The sequence below is a fragment of the Maribacter sp. BPC-D8 genome (genome assembly GCF_035207705.1).
Taxonomy (GTDB): domain Bacteria; phylum Bacteroidota; class Bacteroidia; order Flavobacteriales; family Flavobacteriaceae; genus Maribacter.
Window position 1 is genome coordinate 1146333 of sequence record NZ_CP128187.1, and the last position, 23458, is coordinate 1169790.

Genomic DNA, 23458 nt, shown 5'->3' on the forward strand with positions numbered 1-23458 from the left:
CATCAGGATTAAATAAAAAAAAGCTTGCATCAAACATAATTGATGCAAGCTTTACAGTAGTAATTGATTTAAGTATCTTATTGTAAAATACTGAAGTATTATTTTTTGGCATTAACAAAACCTCTCACTCCAAGAAGAACCTCCATTTTAGCAATATTTAAACCTTGATTTTCAGCAGTTCCAAAATCACCAAGATCATTAATATCTACACCTTCTGTACCACGTGGTAAATCATAAGACTCACCAACAGAAGCAGAACCGTATCCAAGATCTCTCATAGATCCAGCAGTTATTCTACTTAATGGGTTTTCTCCAAGATTTAAGAATCCTGTCATTAGTTCATTATTTAAAGTAGCTTCTCTCCAATGACCTAAAGCCGTACCAGGACCACCCATATTCTCAATAGGTAATTCATTAGTTCCACCTTCAGCATTCCAAAATACATTCGCTTTTTTACCTGTAAAGTATGGGTTGCTATCAGGTCCAGCTCTTAGGGTTCTATCAAAACCGAAAGGTGCCGTGTTCCAAAGTGTACCTATACCCAAAACGTGCCCCATTTCATGAACGATTACCTCTTCGAACAAATCAATTTCTTCAAGAAAATCTAAATCTTCAACATCAAAGAACATCACACCTGTTAATGATAAGAAATCTTCGGTTCTAACAAATTGAGGCCCTGCCTGACCTAAAATACCACCTGGACCATCTATTGGTGCTAAAGCAACCTCAATCACTAAATCATCTACTGAATCAATATCTGGGAAACCTTCAAAAGCCGATGGTATAGGACCTCCCACATCTGGAACATCTTTAATAATAATACGCTCCCATCGTGCAGCAGCAGCTTCAAAAACTTCAGCTTGTCTTGGTGTTGGCGGTAATAAATATTTTAATGTAATGTTATACCGCCCTTTTGTTGCATTACTAGATTTTTCAGTTTGCAATGTGGTAACTCCAAGATCATCAATTATAATTGGTGTACCGGTCGGTGCTTTTAATGCAATTTCTAATGTTTTAACTTCTTGATTTTCTTCTACATCAGATACTACATTGTCATCTGTACATGATGTAAAAAGTAGTGCACCAAATGTGCAACCTAACGCTAAAAATTTACCTGTTTTTTTAATCGTGTTTTTCATATAAGTATAGTGTTTATTGTTAACTAGTTAATTATTTATGTTGTAGTTTAAAGATAACATAGTTATTTTGTTAAATTTAACATAAAAAAAGCACAATAACAATGTGTAGAATAATATATAAATTGATTTTGTTCTTTCTCACTACTCCTCTACCTATTCTTTCCATCTAGGTGCTATATCTCACCTTTAATTGGAGAGATGGATTATTATGGCGCTCTACTTTAACTCTATAGGCTAAATATATATTTGTCCTCCCTTCTAGGCTTCAAAACATTTAATCAGTATATCAATTTCTTCATCTTTAGTGAGGTACATATCTAACTTGTGTAAATCTTGAACTAATGAAATTATTGATGTAGCAGTTTGTTCGTCGTAATGAATTAATGGAGATAAGCACATAATTTGCTCGTTAAGTAATTTCCTAGTAGCTACCATCAAAAACATGATAGCAATAGAGTTAGCAGTAACATCAATCTATCTATTAGTGATATAAATTATCTGAAGTAGAGAACACATTAATTTTGATGCATTTACCCTTTTGAAAGATTAGGTTTTAAATCAAATATTTAATCAATCCAACCCCACGGAGCATCTGGTTCTTTAATTGGCTTAGTAATATCCATAACTACTTTAAAAACTCGGTCACTGCCTAGTCTTCTTAGGTTATATGTAAAAGTGGTATCGTCAATGGTAATCCACCAAACATTGGTAGCAGCACCAGGTATCATTTTTTGAGTTGCGACATCTGCTGGAAAAAACTGAATATCTTCTTTACCTGCATTACTAGCAGTACCACCATAAAAATTCACATCATCTTCCGTACCATCTTCATGTCTATGGTCATGCTTTAAAGTAAGAATGTTATTATCTTTAGTTATTACCCATGTTCTAGATTTATCGTCACCCAGATAAAACGGAATCTTAATTTCGTTATCGCTACAGGCTCTAACATGCATTACTAGTTTTTTACCACCAAAACTTTCATCTTCTTCGGGTAATGCCAAAGTGCCTTCGTAAGCCTTGCCACAATGAGATTGTAAGGTGTTCCAAAATACTTCAGAAGGGCTAGTTTCTTGAGCTATAAGTGGTAATGCAAATAAAAAAGTTATAATGTAAAGTTGCTGTTTTAGTGTCATGATGCTGAGTTATCTAGTTTCTCAAAAATAGGCAAAAGCATTGATAAACTTTAGTACAATAGTAAAGCTGAATATTTTATAAAGAATCACGGTTCGAACTGGGGAATTTTAAGTTGTAAGTTTATTCAGTAGCATCCCAACTCCTCCACCTGTCCATACCATCTTGGTACCATTTATCCCCTTTAATAAGCGATAAATCATTATTACGCTCCACTTTAAACTCTATAGGCTGATTGTACAATTGTCCGCCTTTCCAAGCATTAAAACATTTAATCAATGTATCAATTTCTTCATCTTTAGTTAAGTCCATATCTAACTTGTACAACTCTTGAACTAAGGGAGTTATTGATGCGTCGGTTTCTTCGTCGTAATGAATTAATGGCGATAAGCGTATAATTTGCTCGTAAAGTAATTTACCGGTAGCCACCTGTAAAAACATCATAGCAATATAGTTGGCAGTATCGGGTGGTTGGTATAAAATAGTTTTAGCTTGGTGAAGTACGGTTTCTTTAAAGAAATTGAATTGCGGTTTCCATTTAGAGAAAGCAAATTTCTTTCTTCTAAAGATTAAGGCAATCTGTTTCCAATCCCAAAAGTTTTGTTTCGCATCAGACGACATTAAAGAATTACTAGTGCCAAGAGATATAATCTGAATCGTTTTTAAATCTACACCGAGCTTATAAGCTTCAATGATTCCTGCTAAAATGGGGTTGTTGAATCCGCCCAGGGCGCCATCCCATAACTCATAATATATTTCACTTTGTTTCGCTTTAAACCGTGCCGGAAAATCGAAATATTGCACAGGCGCATTAGATGATCCGTTGATAGCCTGAGTTAATCTAACAGAATCATACGAATCGGGATTTGTTGCGAACGATTTAAAGAATTTAGCTCGGTTATTTAAGGCATCATAAGTAGCAACCACTATTTTCAGTGATTCTTTACCGATAAGAGTTGGTAGCTCATTCATCTGAATTTTATCAATCTCAGGGAATAGATTTTCAAAAGCTTCCTTCTTTTTGGTAGCACTATACTTTGGTCCGAATCCGGCATTGAAAAGTCCTAAATAATCCACCGGGAAATAACGATCCTTAAACGTGTTTTTATGAAAAATGAGTTCTCTATTCTTCTGTTCCTTAAATAAGGATATAGCCTTATCTAAAGTATAGTTTTCGGCAAGAGCCGCTAACACAATACTTCCGCCCGAATTGGCTATAACGAGGTCAAACTTTTTTAATATCTCTCGACCTTCAATATTACCATATCTATCTTTTAGGGTAAGTAGTTGAATAATAGCCCAGCTTCCGCCGCCATCTAAAGAAAGAATTTTGTACATTTTTAAAAGCTAATAGTTGATTTGTCTTTAATTGAAATTTTAATGCAATTAAAAGTGTCGCGGGAACTACCTGTATCGGAGTTCTTAAATTTAATCATTCATTCTTTACTTCAATTATAGAAAGTTCTTACAAATTAAGAGGTTATGTTATTATTCGGTTTAAATTTTAACTATTTTTCAATAACATTAGTTGAATTATACGGGTTATGATATCACAGGGATAATTTTTCAAAATTTTATAATAGCTCAATACTGCCATTACCATATGCTAATAACTATTTCTTTTCACAAAAAACTTTGTAACGTAATACTGATCATTCTTGCATTTTTTGCATCGACTTCTTCTATAGTATTAGGTCAAACTCGAGATGAAGATTTGAATAAACTCAAGGAATTAAAAGCTTCCGAAAATTTTAATCCTGAAAGTGAACCTTATATAGACTTACTAGTAATATTAGCAAATGAATATTATACCTACAAGCCCGATAGTACATTTATAATGCTTGATGAAGCATATGAATTAAGTAGGAAATCTAACTATAAATTAGGACGGTCTAAAACATTAAATAGTCTAGGGAATTATTATACAATTAGTGGAAACCTTGAAAAAGCTTATGAGTTACTTCAAGAATCTCTGTTAATCGCAAACGAGTATAGTTTACAACGAGAAAAAATCGATGCTATAAATTTTATAGGTCTAGCAAAATGGCAAGAAGGTAAAAACGGATTGGCACTGACTAACTTTCTAGCGGCATTATCTATCGCTAATGAAATGAACGATGTATTAATGATGGGTATACTTAATGACAACATAGCGCTATTATATGACGATTATAAAGATTATGAAACAGCATTGTCTTTTAATGAAAAATCGCGGAAAATTAGTATAGCAAATAATTTAGACGTTTCTGCGGCGGAGACATTATTGAATATGTCTGTGATTTACAGGAAGCAAAAAAAATATGCTTTAGCCAATAAATCGGTCGATGAATGCATCATCATTTTTAAAAATGAAAATATCATTGATTGGCTTTCTTATTCTTATAATAATAAAGGAAGTATTGCTTTAAATCAGTTTAAGTACAAAGAAGGTCTAGAGTGGTTTAAAAAAGCGGAGAAGATTTGTGACGAAATTGATTTAACCATAGGCTATACCGAAACGTATGGCGGAATGGCAGAAGCTTATTTAGGCTTGTCGAATTTAGAAATGGCAGAATTCTATGGTCTAAAAGCGCTAAAAGTTTCTGAAGAGGTAATTTTTTTTGAAAACGTAAAAAGCTCGAATGCTGTTTTATCCAAAATATATTATGAAAAAGGAGATTTATTGAAAGCATACAAATATCAATCAGAATATTTAAAGCTTTTTGAAAAGTCGGCTTCAGAAGAATATCAACAAGGACTCGGGGTACTTAAAAGTAAGATTGAATTTGAGGAACAGAAAAAGCAACTGATAGGTGAAAATGAAGCAGCCATTGCAAAGCAAAAGCGTTATATTTTTGCAGGCTTTGCGGCCTCTTTAGTTTTAGGACTTTTTTTAATATTGTTTTATAGAAATCAAAAACTACAGAAAAAATTTAATACTCAATTACAAGAGAAGCAAGTAGCTTTAGTTCAACGAGAATCTGAATTGCAAGAGGCAAACGATACCAAAGACAAGCTTTTTTCGGTTATTGCACATGATTTAAGAGGACCTATAAATTCGTTTCATTCTTTGATAAAGCTATATGTAGAAAATACTTTGTCAAAAGATGAAATGGATCAGATTTTACCAAAAGCACTTCGCGATATCAATGGTATTTCAGATATGCTCAATAATCTTTTAGTATGGGCGAAAACTCAAATGAGCGGAACTAAAATTAAACCAAGTAATTTAGATTTATCGATGTTGGTAAATGAGAATGTTCAATTAATGAATCCGTTAGCTCAGAACAAATCAATTACTATCATAAATAATATTCCAGATAATATAATAAGTTATAGTGATCATGATCATTTAGATATTATACTTAGAAATTTAATTGGTAATGCTATAAAGTTCACGAATACAAAAGGTCAAGTGAATATTAATATTAAGAAATTGACCGATCAATATCAGGTTGAAATAAAAGACAACGGGGTTGGTATGAGCGTAGATACTCAAGCAACGCTCTTCGATAAAAATAATACGAAAAGCACTTATGGTACTAATAATGAAAAAGGTACCGGCTTAGGTTTATCTCTAAGTAAAGAAATGGTAGAGAGTAATGGCGGTGAGATTTGGGTTGAAAGTAAATTAAATGAAGGAACAAGTTTCTTTTTTACAATTCCTTTAAAGTCTCAAAACAATAGCTGAGTACATGTTGGGTTTTAAAATTTATTGTTGCCAACTGTCTTCTATACTCACTTCTAAATTTAATCGCTCATAATTTATACGGGTTATAAAATTTTATTATAAATAATGAGGCATTATTGTTTTTATTTTAATTCAAAATTATCGGAATAAAAAAGAGCAACTATTAAAAATAGTTGCTCTTGTATCTTTTAAGATTTTGATTATTTCTTTTTCTTTTTACTAAACCTTTCTGCACAAGTAGAAGCATCAATAGGTTCACCATTATTTTTATAGCAATGCACTGCTTTTGCGCGTTTACTTGAACTATCATAAGAGAAAAATACACCTTGTTGATATTGTGGTCTACCATAATAGTTTCCGGGCGGTACTATAACCTTACCACTATTATCTATAATTGAACTAGTACCGTCAAAATGTTGGATTTTAGAAAATTTACCATTTCCGTCAGCATAGTAAAAATCATTAAAATCTTTACATATAATTTTTTTGTGGTCAATTGAAAAAAGTGCTCTATCACTTCTACCTTCTGCATTTTTACGTTTCAATAATACAAGTCGAGACTTGTTCACATATTCGTAACCTGTAAATCCTTCAGATGGATCTACGAAAAATTCTTTATTATCAAAATCATAAAGACCGACTTGTTTGTTTAAAGTTAATACAGCCAAGCTAGGCTCATCATTGTTGTAATGAATGTCATCATAGAATGAATTAAACAGCAAAGATTTTGATGCTGTATCAAAATAATTCAATTTGCCATCTTTATTGAAAACTTTAAAATATTTGTAATTGTATTCTACCTTTTCATATTCAAATGGTATAATAGTGTTGTTGATGTTATCTACAAGTCCCCATTGGTTGTCTTTAACGGCTATAAAAGCATCAGTGAATAGAATGTGTCGCATTTTGTCACCAACTTGTCTAAATGTATTAACAGGCATTAATTTTTGATAAATGGCCGGTACTTCCCAATTTTTAGAAATTAAATTATAAATACCCCAAGCTTTTGAATTTGCATCTTCTGCAATTATTTTTTCATTAAAAGATAGGTAGGGGTCTAATCGTTGTGCATTTGGTACATCGCTAAATGAATAAATATTACTGAAATTAGTCGATAACGTACTCATATCCTCTAGGTTGATTACCTTTTTGCTTTTATCGCCATCGGTCAGAATAAAAAAGTCGTTTTCAATTTGTTTTACGCTTTTATATTTTGGTTCTAAGATTATTTCTCCTTTACCATTCATTAAACCTTCCTGTAAATCATATCCCCAACCTTTACTAGGGTCTGGCTTATTATAATGAATTGTAAAATAATCTGCGTCTTTGCTGATGTAGTGATCATACACTCTAGCCATATTAGATGAAAAGTAGTATTCTGGTTTTGAATTGATTTCACTATCTATGTTATTTCCAGAGGCATCGACTGCTTGTAGATTTATAAATTTGTCATTTTCCCTTTTTCCGTAATCGTTAATGCCGGTGACAATTTCTCCAGTGAAGAAAATATTGTTGGTAGACATTTCGGTTTTAAAATCGTATAAATTTCCCAAAATATTTCCCGAAGTATCTACGAATGTACTTTTATCATCTTTTCTTATAGTAAGGTAGTTATTAATAAAAATTGATCCCGGTTCATATTTTGCATCAATAATCTTCTTCTTAAATTCATCGGTAGGTTTGTGATATTGTTTATCTATCGTAACGTATTCTTCTTGTCCAAAGACTGAATTTAGTAATAGAACGGCGGTTAAAAAGTGTAGTAATCTCATTGATATATTTTGATTTATGTTTATTGATATTTTATCAACGTAAACCTGTAAAAGAAATTATGCAGAATTAAGGATAATAGAAGTTTACTTTATTCAGAATACCAAATATCACAAACTTATATTAAAAAATGAACGTTCATTCTTTTATTCAATATCTTTGTGCCTTGATATAATAAAAATGGCAGCACTTCAAAAAAGTATAGATAAGCGAAACGCATTGATAAATGCCACCATAGAGTTGGTAAACAATGACGGTTTTCATGCGACACCCATGAGCAAGATTGCAAAAATGGCATGTGTGTCCCCTGCGACTATATACCTCTATTTTGAAAACAAGCAAGATTTAGTAAACAAAACGTATATAGAAGTTAAAGCGAGCTACACGGCATATGCATTTGCGACGTATAATGACACCATGCCAGTTGAAGAAGGTTTTGAAGTGATTTGGAAACGTATTGCAGAATTTAAACTAAAAGAAAGTGCTAACGCAATGTTTCTTGCCCAATGCGATAATACACCAATGATAGATGAAGAAAGCAGACAAGAGGGTATTAAGCATTTACAACCCCTACTCGATTTGTGGGCGCGTGGTAAAAAAGAAGGTATTATAAAGCCTTTGTCAGATTACATGTTGTATGCGTATTCAATTAATCCGCTTTCTTTTCTTATGATAACACAGAATCGTGGTTCGGTGAAAATGGATAAAGAAGAATTAGAGCAAGCATACCAAGCAGCTTGGAGCAGTATAAAAGTTTGTAACTAATATGAAAAAGACGGCAATTATTTTAGGGGCTTCTGGCTTAACTGGTGGTTTAGTATTAGAAAAACTAATAGCAGATGACAGATACGAAACGATTAAACTATTTTCTAGATCTAGAATAGAAGGACTACCAAACAAGGTGCAACAGTATATTGGTAATCTTTTAGAGTTAGAACATTTTAAAAATGATTTTACAGCTGACGAAGTGTATTGTTGTATAGGTACGACAGCAAAGAAGACTCCAGATAAAGCAATGTACAAGAGCATTGATTATGGTATTCCTGTAGCTGCAGCAAAGCTAGCGAAGGAAAATGGTATACCAACTTATTTAGTAGTGTCTGCAATGGGCGCGAATAAAAAAAGTAGTGTGTTCTATAATAGAACTAAAGGAGAAATGGAGCAAGATGTTGTCAACCAAGGCATACCCAATACTTCAATTCTAAGACCCTCATTAATTGGCGGTGATAGAGAAGAACAAAGGGTATTAGAAAAAATAGGGTTGGTAGTATTCAAAGCTATTCAGCCGCTATTTATTGGTCCGCTGAAAAAATATAAAATTATCAATGCAGAATGCATTGCTCAGGCAATGTTGAATTTAGCAAATACAACGAGTAATACCGATGTTATTATAACATCAAACGATATAGAACAATTAGCAAAACACAACTTAAAATAGAAGATTAAAATGGAATTATTAGATAAATTAAATTGGAGATATGCCGCTAAGGCAATGAACGGAGAAAAGGTAGCTGAAGATAAAGTAGAACGTATTTTAGAGGCAGCGCGCCTTGCTCCTACTTCTAGTGGTTTACAACCGTTTGAAATTATAGTGGTTAAAAATCAAGATATTAAAGAACAGATTAGACCTGTAGCTTGGAACCAGTCTATGATTACAGATTGCTCTCACCTATTGGTTTTTGCAGCTTGGGATAATTATACCGAAGATAGAATCAACTATATGTTCGATTTAACCAATGAAATTCGTGGTTTTAAAAACGAAGGATGGGAAAATTACCGTAAAATGTTGTTAGATATGTATCCGCAGAAAGACCCTGAAGAAAACTTTAATCATGCTGCAAAGCAAGCTTATATCGCATTTTCCCAATCGATCGCTGCTGCTGCATTTGAAGAAGTAGATGCTACACCTATAGAAGGTTTTGATCCAGCCGCTGTAGATAAAATTTTAGGCTTACGTGAAAAAGGATTACGCAGTGCAGTACTGTTGCCATTAGGGTATAGAAATGAAAGTGAAGACTGGTTGGTGAATTTAGTGAAGGTTAGAAAACCAATGGAAGAATTGGTAACTGTTATTGAATAAGCGGTCATTAATGCAAGTGAAGAATAAAAATTAAAAGAAAAAGAAAATGAACAATTTTGAATTTAAGAATCCGACTAAAATTATTTTTGGTAAGGATACGATAGAAAAATTAAGCAAAGAAATACCTGAAGATGCTAAAGTACTTATGCTCTACGGTGGTGGTAGTATTAAGAAAAACGGAATCTACGATCAAGTTATGACTGCATTGTCTGGCATAGAGGTCGTTGAATTTGGTGGTATACCTGCCAATCCTGAGTATGCAATTTTGTTGAAAGCTTTACAGCTTATTAAAGATGAAAAAATCACCTATTTATTAGCAGTGGGCGGTGGTTCTGTAATTGACGGAACTAAATTTTTATCTGCCGCAGCAGTATATGAAGGAGATACCCCATGGGATATTTTAACGAAAAACATCAGAACTAAAAAAGGGATGCCTTTTGGTACCGTTCTAACTTTACCGGCAACAGGTTCAGAAATGAATTCTGGTTCTGTTATCACAAGAGCAGAGACTAAGGAAAAACTAGCAATGAGCGGACCAGGATTATTCCCTGAGTTCTCTATTCTAGACCCTCAAGTTATTAAGTCTATACCGCAACGCCAATTGGCAAATGGTATTACAGATGCCTTTACCCATGTTCTAGAGCAGTACATGACGTACCCAATAGATGCATTGTTACAAGATAGATTTGCAGAAAGTATTTTGCAAACACTAATTGAAGTAGCTCCTAAAGTATTAAAAGATCCAACGGACTATAAACCAGCTGCAGATTTTATGTGGAGCTGTACTATGGCCTTAAACGGATTGATTCAAAAAGGAGTTCCGGGTGACTGGGCAGTTCACATGATGGGTCATGAGTTAACGGCATTATTCGGTATTGATCATGCACGTACGCTAGCTGTAATCGCACCAAGTCACTATAAGTACAATTTTGAGGCTAAAAAAGAAAAATTAGCGCAGTACGGTGAACGTGTTTGGAATATTACCGAAGGTAGTATAGACGACAAGGCATATGCTGCAATAGAAAAAACCGAGGCATTCTTTCATGAATTAGGTATCGATACCAAGTTGTCAGATTATACCAAAGATTATGAAGGTACAGCCGAAGAAATTGCAAAACGTTTTACAGCCCGCGGATGGAAATTAGGTGAGCGTCAAGCTTTAATGCCAGAAGATGCTGAGAAAATAGTTAAAATGGCTTATTAAGTTAAGCAGAGTATTTTTTAAAAAGGGCTGTCTAATGTAGACAGCCCTTTTTTCGTTGTCTAATGTGGCAATTAAGGCAAAGCTGCATTTCGTCGTAAAACTATAGAATGCAATACTATAACAATATCATTGTCGTTTTTTATTCATAGAATATACCCCAGTTTTCTTACTTATTTAGACTTGGGTGTGTACTTAAAATTGATTCAAAAACAACAACATGAAGAGTACTTTCAACTACTTGTTAATTTTCTTATTGCTATTAGGTACATCTTGTGGTAAAGATGATTTGAGCAAAATAATGACGAACGAAACCTACACGGCAGATACTGAGAGTTTAGATGCAGAAGGTTTACCTATTCGGCAGTTTAGTGCTCAATCACCAGAAATGCCAGAAGTTAATGAGTATACTATCGAGCTAGATCGTTGGGATATTCCGAATACAAATACTGATGTTGCAAAAACTACAGCAAATTTACAAGCAGCGATAGACTGGGCGCATGAAGAAGAATATAGCAGAATAGTACTACCTACAGGCGAATATTTAGTAGGTAAAGATGTAAATGATATCTATTACGGTGGTATTGAAATTTATGAAAATACAGAGTTTGTCTTTAGCGAAGGTGCAGTATTAACTATAGATACCAACGATAAGTGGAATTATTGTGTTTTACGTTTAAATGGAGATAATATAATTGTACGTGATGGCGAAATTAGAGGCGAACGAGACACCCATATTTATACGCCACGAGAAGATGGTAAAACGGCTCATGATGAAGGCCATGGTATTTGTGTATGGGATAATAATAATGTTCTTATTGAAAATATGAAAATATATAACGTTACCGGTGATGGGTCGTTAGTATTAGATTCAAATGATGTTACTTTTAAAAATAATACTATATTTAATAATAGACGACAAGGTATATCAATTGTTGGTGGTGTGCGTATTGAAATAAGTGATAACGAAATACACCACATAAATGGTACTTCACCTCAATTTGGTATTGATATAGAAGGTCCTGGTCGTATTGATGAAGACATCTTAATTCAAAATAATTATTTTCATCATAATGCAGGTGGAGATATTGTAAATGCTACAGGAGAAAATGTCTACATACTCGATAATGTAATGGAACAAGGTATTGATAGTAAATACACAGATGGGCCGATAGTGAGCTGGCACAAAACACATAACATAATCGCTAGAAATACGGTGACCATGATTAACGGTTCAGCAAATGGTAGATTAGGTTATATACAATATTCTAGTGGTGGCGAGAAAGGTCATAATAGAGCTACTTACGTACATGATAATATCATGAACAATTGCGGTATGTACATGTATAAAAGTTCAGATGCAGATGTTAGACGAAATCAATTTTTAGGTTACTTTTTAGCATTTTCTGATTTTGAAAATGTAATATTGGTAGATAATCTTGTTACGTATTCAGAAACAGAAACCAACCTCAGATACTGTTGGTCTTACCGATTTAAAAATGCCACCGGTTATGCAAGTGGTAACTACCTTGGCGAGGAGTTAGAAGAACTTCCCTTAAGTGAAACTGAACCATACACTTTACAATGCGTGGTAGATGGATGGTAATATTTTGATTGTATAAATAAAATCTAAGTTTATTTTTTTTTACTATCTAATTCCATGTTGTTCATCTACAACAGTACACTTATAAAAATGCTTATAATGAATGTATGTTCACAGTTGCTGTAGGATAAAAAACCAATATCTTCGCGCGCATTATGTGGATGTACCTCGGACTTTTAGCAGCGCTTTTTTTAGGATTACACAACTTATGTAAGAAACATGCCGTACAAGGTAATGATGCTTTTTCTGTTTTACTAGGTACTTTAATAACAGGTTTTTTATTGTTTTTACCCTTGTTTTTGGGTTCTAAATACTATCCGGAGGAATTACAATCAATCGATTTATTTGTATCGGATATTTCATTGAAGACGCACGGCTTTATCATAATCAAATCTATGATTATGGCATCATCATGGGTATTGGCTTATCAAGCGTTGAAGCATTTACCAATTACCATTGTAACACCAATTCGTTCTGCTGGTCCGTTTTTCACTTTTATTGGTGCGATTTTAATATATCAAGAACGCCCTAATTTTTTGCAGTGGATCGGCTTCTTTTTAATTATATTTTCTGTTTTTCTATATTCTAAAATCGGAAAAAAAGAGGGAATAAATTTTAAGAACAATAAGTGGATATATGCCATTATAGGAGCTACATTTTTAGGTGCTTCAAGTGGTTTGTACGATAAGTTTTTAATACAAAGTTTAGCGTTGAACCCTCCTACCCTACAATTTTGGTTTTGTACCTATACGATGTTGATTATAGGCGTCGTGGTTCTTATTACACGATCTACCAACCCTAACTTGAAAGGTACTTTCAAATGGAGATGGACGATACCAATGGTGGGTATATTATTGCAAACGGCAGACTACTTCTATTTTAAAGCACTACAAGACCCAGATGCTTTGATTATGTTATTATCAGCTATCAAGCGAAGCCAAATATTGATTGCTGTAGTCGTTGGTGGTTTCATCTTCAAAGAACAGAACAAGCGTAAAAAGCTCGTACCGCTAGCAGGTATTATGCTTGGCGTCTTTCTTATACTTTATTCATAAGAAATAGTCTTGCTTTCTTGTTATAAGAAATTAGAGTGCTATAATAGGGTTAGCCCGTTGGTAGGCTGTATCTTTGCAAAATTATATATTCTTAATAAACGTAGAATTTTATAAAACATATTATGTCTTTTAAAAAACTGAACCCATACATACTTGAAACTTTAGAAGAATTTTCTATAGAAGAGCCAACAGCATTTCAAAAGAAAAGTATTCCAATTATTAAAAGTGGAGCAAACGTATATTGTACTGCAGCAAAAGGCAGCGGTAAAACAACAACCTTGATTTTGACGACCTTACAAAAATTAAAATGTGAGGCAGAAGGTAATGCACCTAGAGCAGTTGTTGTAGTTCAGAACAAAGAAAAAGCATTAGAACTTTATGATGAATTTTTAAGGTATACTAAGTACTGTTCATTACGGGTGTATGCAAGTTATAAAGAGTTGCATATAGATATTCAAAAATCGGAAATATTTGAAGGTATTGATATACTGATTACTACACCTACTACCCTACACAAGTTGTTTTTATTAAATGGTGTCAGTACTTCACAATTAAAAATATGTAGTATTGATGATGGTGATTTTTTAATTCAAAAATCTGACTATACCGCAATGATTACGGTTGCGCAGAGTATTATGAAATGCCAGTATGTTATATATTCAGAGAAAATGCATCCTAAATTAGAACGTTTTGAAGATTATTTCATGGAACGTGCTAGTCATGTAAAGATATAAAGTAAGCCTTTTCATTGCTTTGAATACCCTTTTTTCTTTAGTGCATCAATAGTGCTATTATAGCCAATATCAAAAATGGCATCTATAGATCGCATATCAAATGTAGCATATTCACAAAGCTCTTCGGGTGAAATAACCAATTCACATTCTGAAAATTTAGCAATCGATTCAGAGGCAGATTTTATTTTGTAGGCTCTCTCCAATACATTAAAAGAATGTTTTAAGTCCTTTATTTTAATAGCTTTAAGTGCGTTTACATAACTACCGATTATTTTGTCGCATGATGGTTTTAAAGGTTCAATAGGAAAATTGTTCAACACACCACCATCAACATAGAAGGATCCATCAATATTTATAGGTGAAAAAACACCAGGGAAGGTTGCAGATGCAAGCACAGGTTTTATTAATTCTCCTTTGTCAAAAATCTTTAATTCACCTTTAATAATGTCAGTAGCCGTAATAAATAGTTCTTTAGGTAATGATTCAAATGAATCTTGTGGAAAGAATTTTTTAAACTCATCGTAAAACTTCTCGGTGTCTAAAAAACCGGGTTTTTTACGAGCGAATCTATTGGCATGAAAAATCGGAATTACTTTAAAAAACTCTAAAATATCTTCCCATTTTACTCCGCCGGCATATAAAGCGCCAACTATAGCACCTGCACTTGTACCAGATATATGAGTTGCGTAAATACCGTGTTCTTCTAAGGCTTTGATTACTCCGATATGAGCTACTCCCCTAATACCTCCACCTGATAGTACTAATCCGGTATTTATCATAATTAATGTTCTTATTACGCTTTAAAATAATCATTTTTGAGCAATAATGTCAAATTTTATTAATCCTCCATTAATTTCCGCTTTTTCTAAAAAGCCGTTTTTATAGTAGTAAATATTCTCGTGATTTTTAGCATTTATCTTTTTATACGAATGATTGCCTAAAGGTATAATGGTGTTAAAACTCCCGTCTTGTTCAGAATAGCACCGTTCTACATTTATTGGTTCATCAAAATATAGCAATATGGTGGCGTAGTTGATATCCTCCTCTACCACTAACTCATTTTTATCATTCTTAGATATTTGGTAATAATCAATTTCCCAATTGGTAAGAATATCTGCATAGGGTTTATCATTAACATCTATAACTACGTTTGCCCTTTTTAATTTATTATTTTCATAAGTGACATTGTACAAATAATTTACGTCTATTTTTTTGATGACCCTTGTATTTATAGTAGTTACACTTTGGTAATGAACTTTAGAATCTTTAATGGTCTTTGATGCCTTTAAACTACCGATCACATTGTCTTTATGTATAATATCAAAGTAAAATGTGTTTTTTATAGGCGCTACGTCTTTGTCTATGGAACAAATCGGACCCAAAAAAAGAATCGTACATATTATAATGAATTGATTTATTGATAACATTTTAATGTATAATGGAGTTCTATATTGTAATCACGTTACTTAGGTAAAAGTAAGTAATTCGGTTTTTTCTAAACCTAACCAATATCATGTTTTATACGTTACAATAAAAAAGGGCTTACGAAGAAATTCGTAAGCCCTTGATTTTTAAAACCTATATTTAATTATTCCATATCAATGATCCCAACCACTTCATAAGCTCTAGAACCATCTACTTGTACTTTTTCATAAAGTATATTAGAATACTCATAGTATGATAAACCATCAATAGTCACTTTTTCATAACCATCTGGTAATTCGTAAACTATAGTTCCAATTTCTGGTTGAACAACCTCATAGCCAGAATTAGATTCTATATAAAAGGTGCCACCAACATTAAAATACAAACGGTTGTTAAAATTAACCCTAGCATAGTTTGGCGGTAACGTGTTTATTCTAAAGCCAACCTTGGGTGCAATGGTAATATATCTACCACCAGACGTTGTATAAAATTTGTTATTAGAATAGTAATAACTTTGACCATTATGCTTTACTATTTTCTTATTAGGTACCGTCCTAACTGATACTACTTTTTTAGTAGGCTTTTTATAGGTTACTTTTTTACTGGATATTTTACCAGGTGTTTTAGTCACTTTCTTTGTAACCGTTGTTTTGGTAACTTTCTTTTTAGAAGATTGTGCTGCAGCTGGTAAAGCAAATGCAAATAATAGTAATGTTGCTACTGCGTATGTTTTAGTAATTGTTTTCATCTTTTTATACTTAAAAGGTTAAACTTATGTTTTACGTTCAATTCTTTGACAAACAAATGTAGTGGTGGTTTAATCTATAACCTTGTAATAAAATCAGAAATAGACGGGTAGGTAAATTTCATCTATGAATCTAGGAATTCTATAGACGTTGAAAATTTATTATTTAGATGTAAAAATGGAAATTAGGTTGAAGTCGGATTATTATCTTGCTGATTCTCTAATACTTTTCTGATAGATTCGCTATCCCAATGGTTATCATACTCAACAATGCCTCTTTTGAAATCTTCTTCTAATAATTTTTGTTGCTCCTCTAATTCTTTACGAGCTTTAAAAATATAGTTCTCTTCTCCCTTTGTTTCAGCTGCCAATCTTCTTAAACTCGTTTCATCATATTTAATGAAATTCTGTACTTGTTGGTTCAAGGTATATTTTCTAAAACCAAGTTTGCTCAACACATCTTTAGCTAATGAAAGTGACGTATCTAAAGATTCTCGATAAATGTTCTCCATACCCATATTCAATAACTCGTAGGCGTCATATCTGTTCTGCGCCCTAATCATGAGTTCAACATGTGGGTACTTTTCTTTTACCATTTTTGTAATTTCTTTGGTAACACTAGGGTTGTCAATAGCACATATTAATATTTTAGCCTGTGCAATGCCTGCAGATTCTAATAAATCTATACGTGTGGCGTCGCCGTAATACACCTCAAACCCCATTTTACGAAGAAAGTCAACACGGTTAGAATCATGATCTAAAATTGTGGCTTCTATACCATGAGATCTTAGAAAACGACCTACTGTACTACCAAAATGACCGAAACCTACAAGTATGACATTTTGCGATTTTGCAATGTGATCCATGGGTCTTTTAATAGATTCTTTTGTGCCAATTTTGGGTAAAATTAATCGTTCGTTTATGATGCTTATAATTGGTGTTAATGACATTGTTAATGCTGTAATTACCAATAAAATATCCATTTGTTCTTGTTCTAGAATATTCAACTGAAAAGCAAATGAAAGAAGTACGAAGGCAAATTCACCAATTTGCGCCAAGCCGAAGGTCAGTAACAATTTCTGATCCAGTTTCATTTTAAACACGGTGCCTATAGCAAATAGAACCAATGCTTTAATTAAAATTACGGCAATTAATATTCCACCAATCGTCAAAGGCATTTTGGCAATAACCACAAAATTTATAGAAGCGCCAACGGCAATAAAAAATAACCCTAATAGCAAGTTTTTAAAAGGTTCTAAGGTACTTTCTAGCTCATGTTTATATTCGCTATTAGATAGCACTACCCCACCTAAGAATGCTCCTAAAGCAGGCGATAGTCCTACATATTCCATTAAAAAAGAAATACTGAATACTATTAATAGTGCAGATGCAATTAATAGTTCCCGAACTCCGGTTTGTGCTACTTTTCTTAACATCGGAACTATTAAGTACTGGCCTGCACCAATAATCAATGCCACCGATAATATAATGGCAAGTGTTTGGTAGCCCATTGGTAAACCATCTAAAAGATTGCTGCTGGCTTCATGGGTATCGGTAGTAGCTGCCGCATCTGTATTTGAAAGCAACGGAATGGCTCCCAACATGAAAATAACAATGATATCTTGGAATAATAGTATAGAAAAGGCAGAATTACCAAAGGTAGTTTCCATCAACCCTTTCTCTTTTATGGTCTGCATGGCAATTGCAGTGGATGATAGCGCTACCGCCATAGAAATAACCAAAGCAACTTTCCAATCAAAATCTAATAGTATAAAAAATAGGTAAGATAATACCATGGTTCCACCAACCTGTAATCCGCCTAAACCTGCAATAGTCTTACGCATATTCCAGAAATTCTTTGGCTCAATTTCAAGTCCGATTAAGAATAGCATAACCACCACCCCGAATTCAGCAAAATGAAGAATATCTTCCCCTTCTTCGCCTATAAAGCCTAATACGTATGGTCCGATAATAACACCTGCCATTAGGTAACCGATAACAGAACTGAGTCCTAATTTTTTGGCAATAGAAACACAAATTATTGCGCCTAATAGAAAAACAATTGCATCAAATAATAAGCTGCCGGTCATATTGGTTGGTTTATTTGTAATGCTATTATATAGACATCACTTAGGTATTTAAAATAGTCATTTTAAGTTTGTAGTCCGTCTATAAATGAACTGTATTGTGCTCCATAAACCTCTAGTTCTTCATCTGTTAATTTGTATGTACCCATCACAGTAAAAGGTTTGTGATAGTTCATTAAACATAAATTAGCAGTTTGTTCAAAAGGTCTTAAAAACTCTGTTATGGTGTAGCTATTGATTCCTTGGATACAATATAATTCTTTACTTCCACCAGTGGTGATAGCGTTTAAGCAGATTTTAGAAGATAAAGCCTTTCCATTTGGCCCGTAAGCCCAATTAAATTCCAGCACCATATCGATCCATTGTTTTAATAGTGGCGGACAGCTGTACCAATACATAGGATGATGCCATATAATAACATCATGCTCTTCTAATAATTTCTTTTCGAAAGGTACATCTATATGAAAATCTGGATACTCTTCATACAAGTCATGAAAAGTAACGCCCTCTTTATTTTTAATATGATTTACTAAAACCATATTCGCTCTTGATTTTTCGTACTTAGGGTGAGCAAATAAAATTAGAACTTTCTTCATGTTCCGTTAAATTAAGGAAAATAAGTAGTTATTGGCATTGGTAGTTAATTAGTAACTAAATCAAAAGAAATTTTTATTCCTTCTATAATCATACCTGTACCAATAATGGCTATGATTAAACCCATAATTTTACCGATCACTGAAATAACATTGTAGCCTACAAGCCTAACAATTAAGTTACTTAATCTAAAAGTAAAATAGGTTAGTAAACTCATGAAAGCGAAAATCGCAATTACTATAGTTATTTGAACCGGTTGCGCACTTGATACAAAGTTCATAGCCGTAACAATCGTACCAGGACCAGCTAGAATAGGAATAGCCAATGGCGAAACCGCAATGTTTTCATCAATATTTACATGTTTAATATTCTTGACACTAGACTGTTTTGATTGTAGCATGTCAAAACCAATATAAAATATTAAGATACCACCTGTAATTTTAAATGCAGGAATACTAATATTGAACAACTCAAAAATATATTTTCCGAGTAGTACAAATACCAATACAATTATAAAAGCAATAATATTGGCTCTTTTATTGATATCAGCTTTGGTTTTTTCATCTGCCCCTTGGGTTAAAGACAGAAAAACGGTCATGTTAGATATTGGGTTTGTAATGGCAAAAAAGCCAGTAAAAACAGCAATAGAAAACGTAATTAAATCATTCATTATTTTAAGCAAAATTTAATCATGCAAGAACTTGATTTCTTACTGAAATTCCAAGAATATTTTGAATCTTTTGGGAAATATTAGAATATAAAAAAAGCTGAGACTAATTTTAAAATTAGTCTCAGCTTTTTAAACAAACAATTATATTAAAGTGCTCTATTGAAAATCTGAAGCTTTAAACATAGAATTTCTTGGCATTTATAAGTAGTACCACCTATTTGCTTTGGTATTCGTTATAATACTCATCTAGAATATCATTAATCAGAATACTTATTTTCTCAAAATCTTCTGCGTAAGAGTTTGCTAGAGAGAATCTAATAGTCCAATCGGGACCGTCAAAACCACCACCTGGCATAGCTACAATAGACTCTTCTTCAGCCAAACGAATTACTGGATCTAAAGCGTTATAATTCTCGCCAACCCATTTACTAAACGCTTCATTGTATTTATCTCTAGCTAAATTTAAGAAATCTACCAAAGTGTAATAATATGCTGCATTCTTATTATCTTCAGATATTAATGGTTTACCAGGTAGGTCTTTATAGAGCTTATCATATCTATTTCTAACCAATTTTTTTACATCTTTTTTATACTTGTTTTCAGTATCAATTAAAGTTGCTAAAGAGAATAAAGACATTTGAATTTGTTGTGGTGTAGATAAACCAGCAGTGTGATTTAAAGCTACACTGCGACTATCAGCAACAAAACGATCTATCATTTTTATACCATCTGGATTTAATGAAATAGTTTCATATCTTTCTCTTAATTCTGCTTTATCTTCCTCAGGAAGTTTGGCTAACATTTTATCAAAATTATTATTTTCATTTAATGCTATTACTCCAAGTCTCCAACCTGTAGCTCCAAAATATTTTGAATAAGAATACACTAGAATGGTACTCTCTGGAGCTTTAATTGCTAGTGATGTAAAGTTCTCTGTAAACGATCCATAAACGTCATCAGTCAATAAAATCAAGTCTTCTCTATCTTTTGCTATTTTGGCAATTTTATCTAACGTAGGCTCACTTAGTTTTACTGATGGCGGATTACTTGGATTCACTAAAAAGAATGCTTTTACTTTGGTATCCTTTAGTTTATCGATTTCAGAATCTGGAATTTGCCAGTTATCGTTTTCGTCTGCATTAATCAAGACCATTTTTAAATCGTAATCTTTTAACGCTGGCATTTCAAAATAAGGCGTAAAAATAGGCGTCCCAATAGCAATGGTATTTCCTGCTTTTAAAAACTTGTTTGCTTTTAAAGAATTGAATATGTAAACCATAGCAGCTGTACCACCTTCTGTAGCAAATACATCATATTTTGATTCTGGAGGCGTTGCTCCTGCGCTCATTTCTTTCATTAAATAAGCATGAGCAATAGTTTCAGAATGCTTTAACATGCGTCCTGGTTCTGGATAATTATTTCCAATAATACCATTAACCCATTCAAACATTAAATCGTCTGAATCTATACCATAATTAGCCACAGCAAATTGAAATAAGTCATTTAAATAACGTAATCCAATAACATTTTTATTTAAAGCTAAATATGCTTGAAATCTTTTTGTAATACCATCTTTATCTGTGATTCCACCAAAACCATCTAGTTCCTGAAATTGTCTTTTGCTTTCTTCTAAACCAAATAAACCAAGTTGAAAAAAGGCATCTCTAGGCTTTGTTGCAATCCAGTTTGGATTACCTCTACCCGCATTAATCATGGAATGCTGATGATTTGATTTTGCTAGTTTTATTAGTGTATCTTTTACTTCAAACGGACTTAACGTATTAAGTTCTACTTCTTCTTGTTTTTTCATTATAATGTGTTTTATAATTTAAGGCATCAATGCAATAATTATTGGTCCCCAAAGTGTTAAAAATATATTTGCAACCGCGTATGTCATTGTAAATGTTGGCGTTGGTGTTGCGTTTTGTGTTTTATCTAATAGAGATGAGAATGCTGGATTGGCACTTTTACTACCTGTAAGAACTCCTAGAGCTTCTACAGGATTTTTTATTTTTAAAATATAGAAGTTGATAACAAACTGAACAATCATAGGAATCATTGTTACTAAAATCCCTAAAAGGAATAAGGTGATCCCACTTTTTAAAATGGCTTGAAAAGCAGGTGCTCCAGCGTTTAAACCAACGATACCTACAAAAACAGCAAGTCCGAAAGTTTGAATAAAACTAGCAGCACCAACGTTTATACCTCCCATTTTTGGGTGTTTTGTTCTTAAAAAACCAATGATTAAACCAGAAACTAAACATCCTAATCCTGAGCCTAACGCAACGTTTGTTCCATTGATATCAAAATTAATTTCGCCTATTAAATAACCAACGACCATCCCTAAACCAAAGACTATAAAATCTGTACTATTGATTGACGTTGGCTTGTATCCTATTTCTTTTTCTATTCTATCTAAGTCTTTGGTCTTACCTACCAATGTAATTTCGTCACCAGCATGAATTTCGGTATTATCTAAAATCGCTAATTCATGAGACATTCTAATAATGCTATTAATGTAAACACCGTGTGTTTTAGTTAAACCTAACTGCTTACGAATTTCAGCTAATGTCTTGCCTTTTAGTTTTTTGTTTGAAATGATAACGTGTCTTTGCTCTTCTGTAAAATCAATATTTCCTCCAAATTCTGAAATCTCTTCACCTAAAGTATTACTAGCATTAGAAAAGGCAGTTATTAATCCTGTTACAAATAAAATATCGTCTTCTTTAATTTGAAAATCTACAGTAGGCTCTATGTTTTTACCATCGCTAATAACAAGTTCTACCGTTAAATTAGTATTAAAATCAGCTTCAAAATCTTGAACTGTTTTACTCAAATACTTTGATGTTTTTGAAGTTTTGAATACTCTAGTATCTACTCTTTTGATCGGATCAAATTCGCCTTCAACCATTTCTTTACTACCACCAAGTTTTGCTGCTAGTTTTTTAGCCTCTGCTCTAATATCCCATTTCATTACTATAGGAATAAAAGAGACCATTAAAATTGGACCAATAGAACCAAAGATGTAAGTAATAGAATAACCAACAGCTACGTTTGTTTTCATAATTTTGGCTGCCTCTGTGGCTAATCCTAATTTATCTATCGCTTCTCCTGCTGTACCAATTATTGCAGATTGCGTTAATCCTCCTGCAGCCAATCCGGCTGCCATACCTTTGTCAAGCCCCATCCACATTGAAAGACCGACTACAGCTAATAATCCTAAAACAGTCATTGAAAATGCTGCTACTAAAAACTTTAAAGAAGACAATTTTAAGGAAGCAAAAAATTGCGGACCACCTAAATAACCTACCATAAAAATAAACAAAGCAAAGAAGAGGCTTTTAACTTCTCCACTAATTTCAAACCCACCAACTTGACCAATAACAACAGCCATAATTAATGTACCTGCTACACCACCAAGGGTGAATTTTCCAATTTTAAACTTCCCTACAAAATACCCAATAGCAATTGCTAAAAACAAGGTGAGATAAGGGAAATTTCTGAGTGTATCGTAAATAATTTCCATAATTTATTTTAATTTTAGTTCTGAT

Annotated in this window: 20 protein-coding genes; 8 read left to right on the plus strand and 12 right to left on the minus strand. The window is 33.0% G+C overall.

Annotation, left to right across the window (positions count from 1 at the left end):
* Nucleotides 1-98: 98 nt before the first annotated feature.
* From QSV08_RS05150 to QSV08_RS05160, 3 genes are all read right to left on the minus strand, one after another.
* Entirely contained in the window at nucleotides 99-1139 is a 1041-nt protein-coding gene (locus QSV08_RS05150; protein ID WP_324027185.1) for a leishmanolysin-related zinc metalloendopeptidase, read from the minus strand.
* A gap of 566 nt (nucleotides 1140-1705) precedes the next feature.
* Complete coding sequence (locus QSV08_RS05155; RefSeq protein ID WP_324027187.1) at nucleotides 1706-2275, minus strand: hypothetical protein; 570 nt, start codon at nucleotides 2273-2275, stop codon at nucleotides 1706-1708.
* Nucleotides 2276-2396: 121 nt separating this feature from the next.
* Nucleotides 2397-3611 carry a patatin-like phospholipase family protein gene (locus tag QSV08_RS05160; protein ID WP_324027189.1) on the minus strand — a complete coding sequence of 405 codons (1215 nt, stop codon included), beginning with the start codon at nucleotides 3609-3611 and terminating at the stop codon, nucleotides 2397-2399.
* A gap of 376 nt (nucleotides 3612-3987) precedes the next feature.
* On the opposite strand from QSV08_RS05160, the gene QSV08_RS05165 reads away from it, so the two are divergent.
* Complete coding sequence (locus QSV08_RS05165; protein WP_324027191.1) at nucleotides 3988-5943, plus strand: tetratricopeptide repeat-containing sensor histidine kinase; 1956 nt, start codon at nucleotides 3988-3990, stop codon at nucleotides 5941-5943.
* Between the two features lie 200 nt (nucleotides 5944-6143).
* Here QSV08_RS05165 and QSV08_RS05170 read toward each other — a convergent pair whose 3' ends face one another.
* A complete protein-coding gene (locus tag QSV08_RS05170; protein WP_324027193.1) occupies nucleotides 6144-7715 on the minus strand; it encodes a WG repeat-containing protein in 1572 nt (523 codons plus the stop codon).
* A gap of 178 nt (nucleotides 7716-7893) precedes the next feature.
* Between QSV08_RS05170 and QSV08_RS05175 the strand changes: the two genes are divergently transcribed.
* The 7 genes from QSV08_RS05175 to QSV08_RS05205 all read left to right on the plus strand — a co-directional run bounded on the left by QSV08_RS05175 (nucleotide 7894) and on the right by QSV08_RS05205 (nucleotide 14386).
* A complete protein-coding gene (locus tag QSV08_RS05175; RefSeq protein ID WP_324027195.1) occupies nucleotides 7894-8478 on the plus strand; it encodes a TetR/AcrR family transcriptional regulator in 585 nt (194 codons plus the stop codon).
* Nucleotide 8479: 1 nt separating this feature from the next.
* A complete protein-coding gene (locus QSV08_RS05180; RefSeq protein ID WP_324027196.1) occupies nucleotides 8480-9151 on the plus strand; it encodes an NAD(P)H-binding protein in 672 nt (223 codons plus the stop codon).
* A 9-nt stretch (nucleotides 9152-9160) separates the two neighbouring features.
* Complete coding sequence (locus QSV08_RS05185; RefSeq protein ID WP_073244413.1) at nucleotides 9161-9793, plus strand: NAD(P)H-dependent oxidoreductase; 633 nt, start codon at nucleotides 9161-9163, stop codon at nucleotides 9791-9793.
* Between the two features lie 46 nt (nucleotides 9794-9839).
* Nucleotides 9840-10997, plus strand: a complete 1158-nt coding sequence (locus QSV08_RS05190; RefSeq protein ID WP_324027199.1) for an iron-containing alcohol dehydrogenase — start codon at nucleotides 9840-9842, stop codon at nucleotides 10995-10997.
* 217 nt (nucleotides 10998-11214) lie between these two features.
* Nucleotides 11215-12600: a right-handed parallel beta-helix repeat-containing protein gene (locus QSV08_RS05195; RefSeq protein ID WP_324027200.1), complete on the plus strand. Its 1386-nt coding sequence runs from the start codon at nucleotides 11215-11217 to the stop codon at nucleotides 12598-12600.
* A 152-nt stretch (nucleotides 12601-12752) separates the two neighbouring features.
* Nucleotides 12753-13652, plus strand: coding sequence for an EamA family transporter (locus QSV08_RS05200; RefSeq protein ID WP_324027201.1), 900 nt, complete (start codon nucleotides 12753-12755; stop codon nucleotides 13650-13652).
* A 122-nt stretch (nucleotides 13653-13774) separates the two neighbouring features.
* Nucleotides 13775-14386: a DEAD/DEAH box helicase gene (locus tag QSV08_RS05205; RefSeq protein WP_324027202.1), complete on the plus strand. Its 612-nt coding sequence runs from the start codon at nucleotides 13775-13777 to the stop codon at nucleotides 14384-14386.
* Nucleotides 14387-14397: 11 nt separating this feature from the next.
* Here the strand turns inward: QSV08_RS05205 and QSV08_RS05210 are convergent, their stop codons facing one another.
* The 8 genes from QSV08_RS05210 to aspT all read right to left on the minus strand — a co-directional run bounded on the left by QSV08_RS05210 (nucleotide 14398) and on the right by aspT (nucleotide 23433).
* On the minus strand, nucleotides 14398-15165 hold the full coding sequence (locus QSV08_RS05210) for a patatin-like phospholipase family protein (protein WP_324027203.1): 768 nt from the start codon (nucleotides 15163-15165) through the stop codon (nucleotides 14398-14400).
* 30 nt (nucleotides 15166-15195) lie between these two features.
* Nucleotides 15196-15813, minus strand: coding sequence for a DUF6134 family protein (locus QSV08_RS05215; RefSeq protein WP_324027204.1), 618 nt, complete (start codon nucleotides 15811-15813; stop codon nucleotides 15196-15198).
* 161 nt (nucleotides 15814-15974) lie between these two features.
* The gene (locus QSV08_RS05220; RefSeq protein ID WP_324027206.1) at nucleotides 15975-16559 is read right to left on the minus strand and encodes a DUF6515 family protein; all 585 of its coding nucleotides are present in this window, start codon (nucleotides 16557-16559) and stop codon (nucleotides 15975-15977) included.
* A gap of 182 nt (nucleotides 16560-16741) precedes the next feature.
* Nucleotides 16742-18646 (minus strand): monovalent cation:proton antiporter-2 (CPA2) family protein, encoded by a 1905-nt coding sequence (locus tag QSV08_RS05225; protein WP_324027208.1) that lies wholly within the window; start codon nucleotides 18644-18646, stop codon nucleotides 16742-16744.
* Between the two features lie 62 nt (nucleotides 18647-18708).
* Complete coding sequence (locus tag QSV08_RS05230; protein ID WP_324027210.1) at nucleotides 18709-19239, minus strand: NAD(P)H-dependent oxidoreductase; 531 nt, start codon at nucleotides 19237-19239, stop codon at nucleotides 18709-18711.
* A gap of 44 nt (nucleotides 19240-19283) precedes the next feature.
* Nucleotides 19284-19907 (minus strand): MarC family protein, encoded by a 624-nt coding sequence (locus tag QSV08_RS05235; protein WP_324027212.1) that lies wholly within the window; start codon nucleotides 19905-19907, stop codon nucleotides 19284-19286.
* A gap of 214 nt (nucleotides 19908-20121) precedes the next feature.
* Nucleotides 20122-21717, minus strand: a complete 1596-nt coding sequence (locus QSV08_RS05240) for a bifunctional aspartate transaminase/aspartate 4-decarboxylase (protein ID WP_324027214.1) — start codon at nucleotides 21715-21717, stop codon at nucleotides 20122-20124.
* Nucleotides 21718-21735: 18 nt separating this feature from the next.
* Nucleotides 21736-23433, minus strand: coding sequence for an aspartate-alanine antiporter (aspT, locus tag QSV08_RS05245; protein WP_324027215.1), 1698 nt, complete (start codon nucleotides 23431-23433; stop codon nucleotides 21736-21738).
* Between the last annotated feature and the right edge of the window lie 25 nt (nucleotides 23434-23458).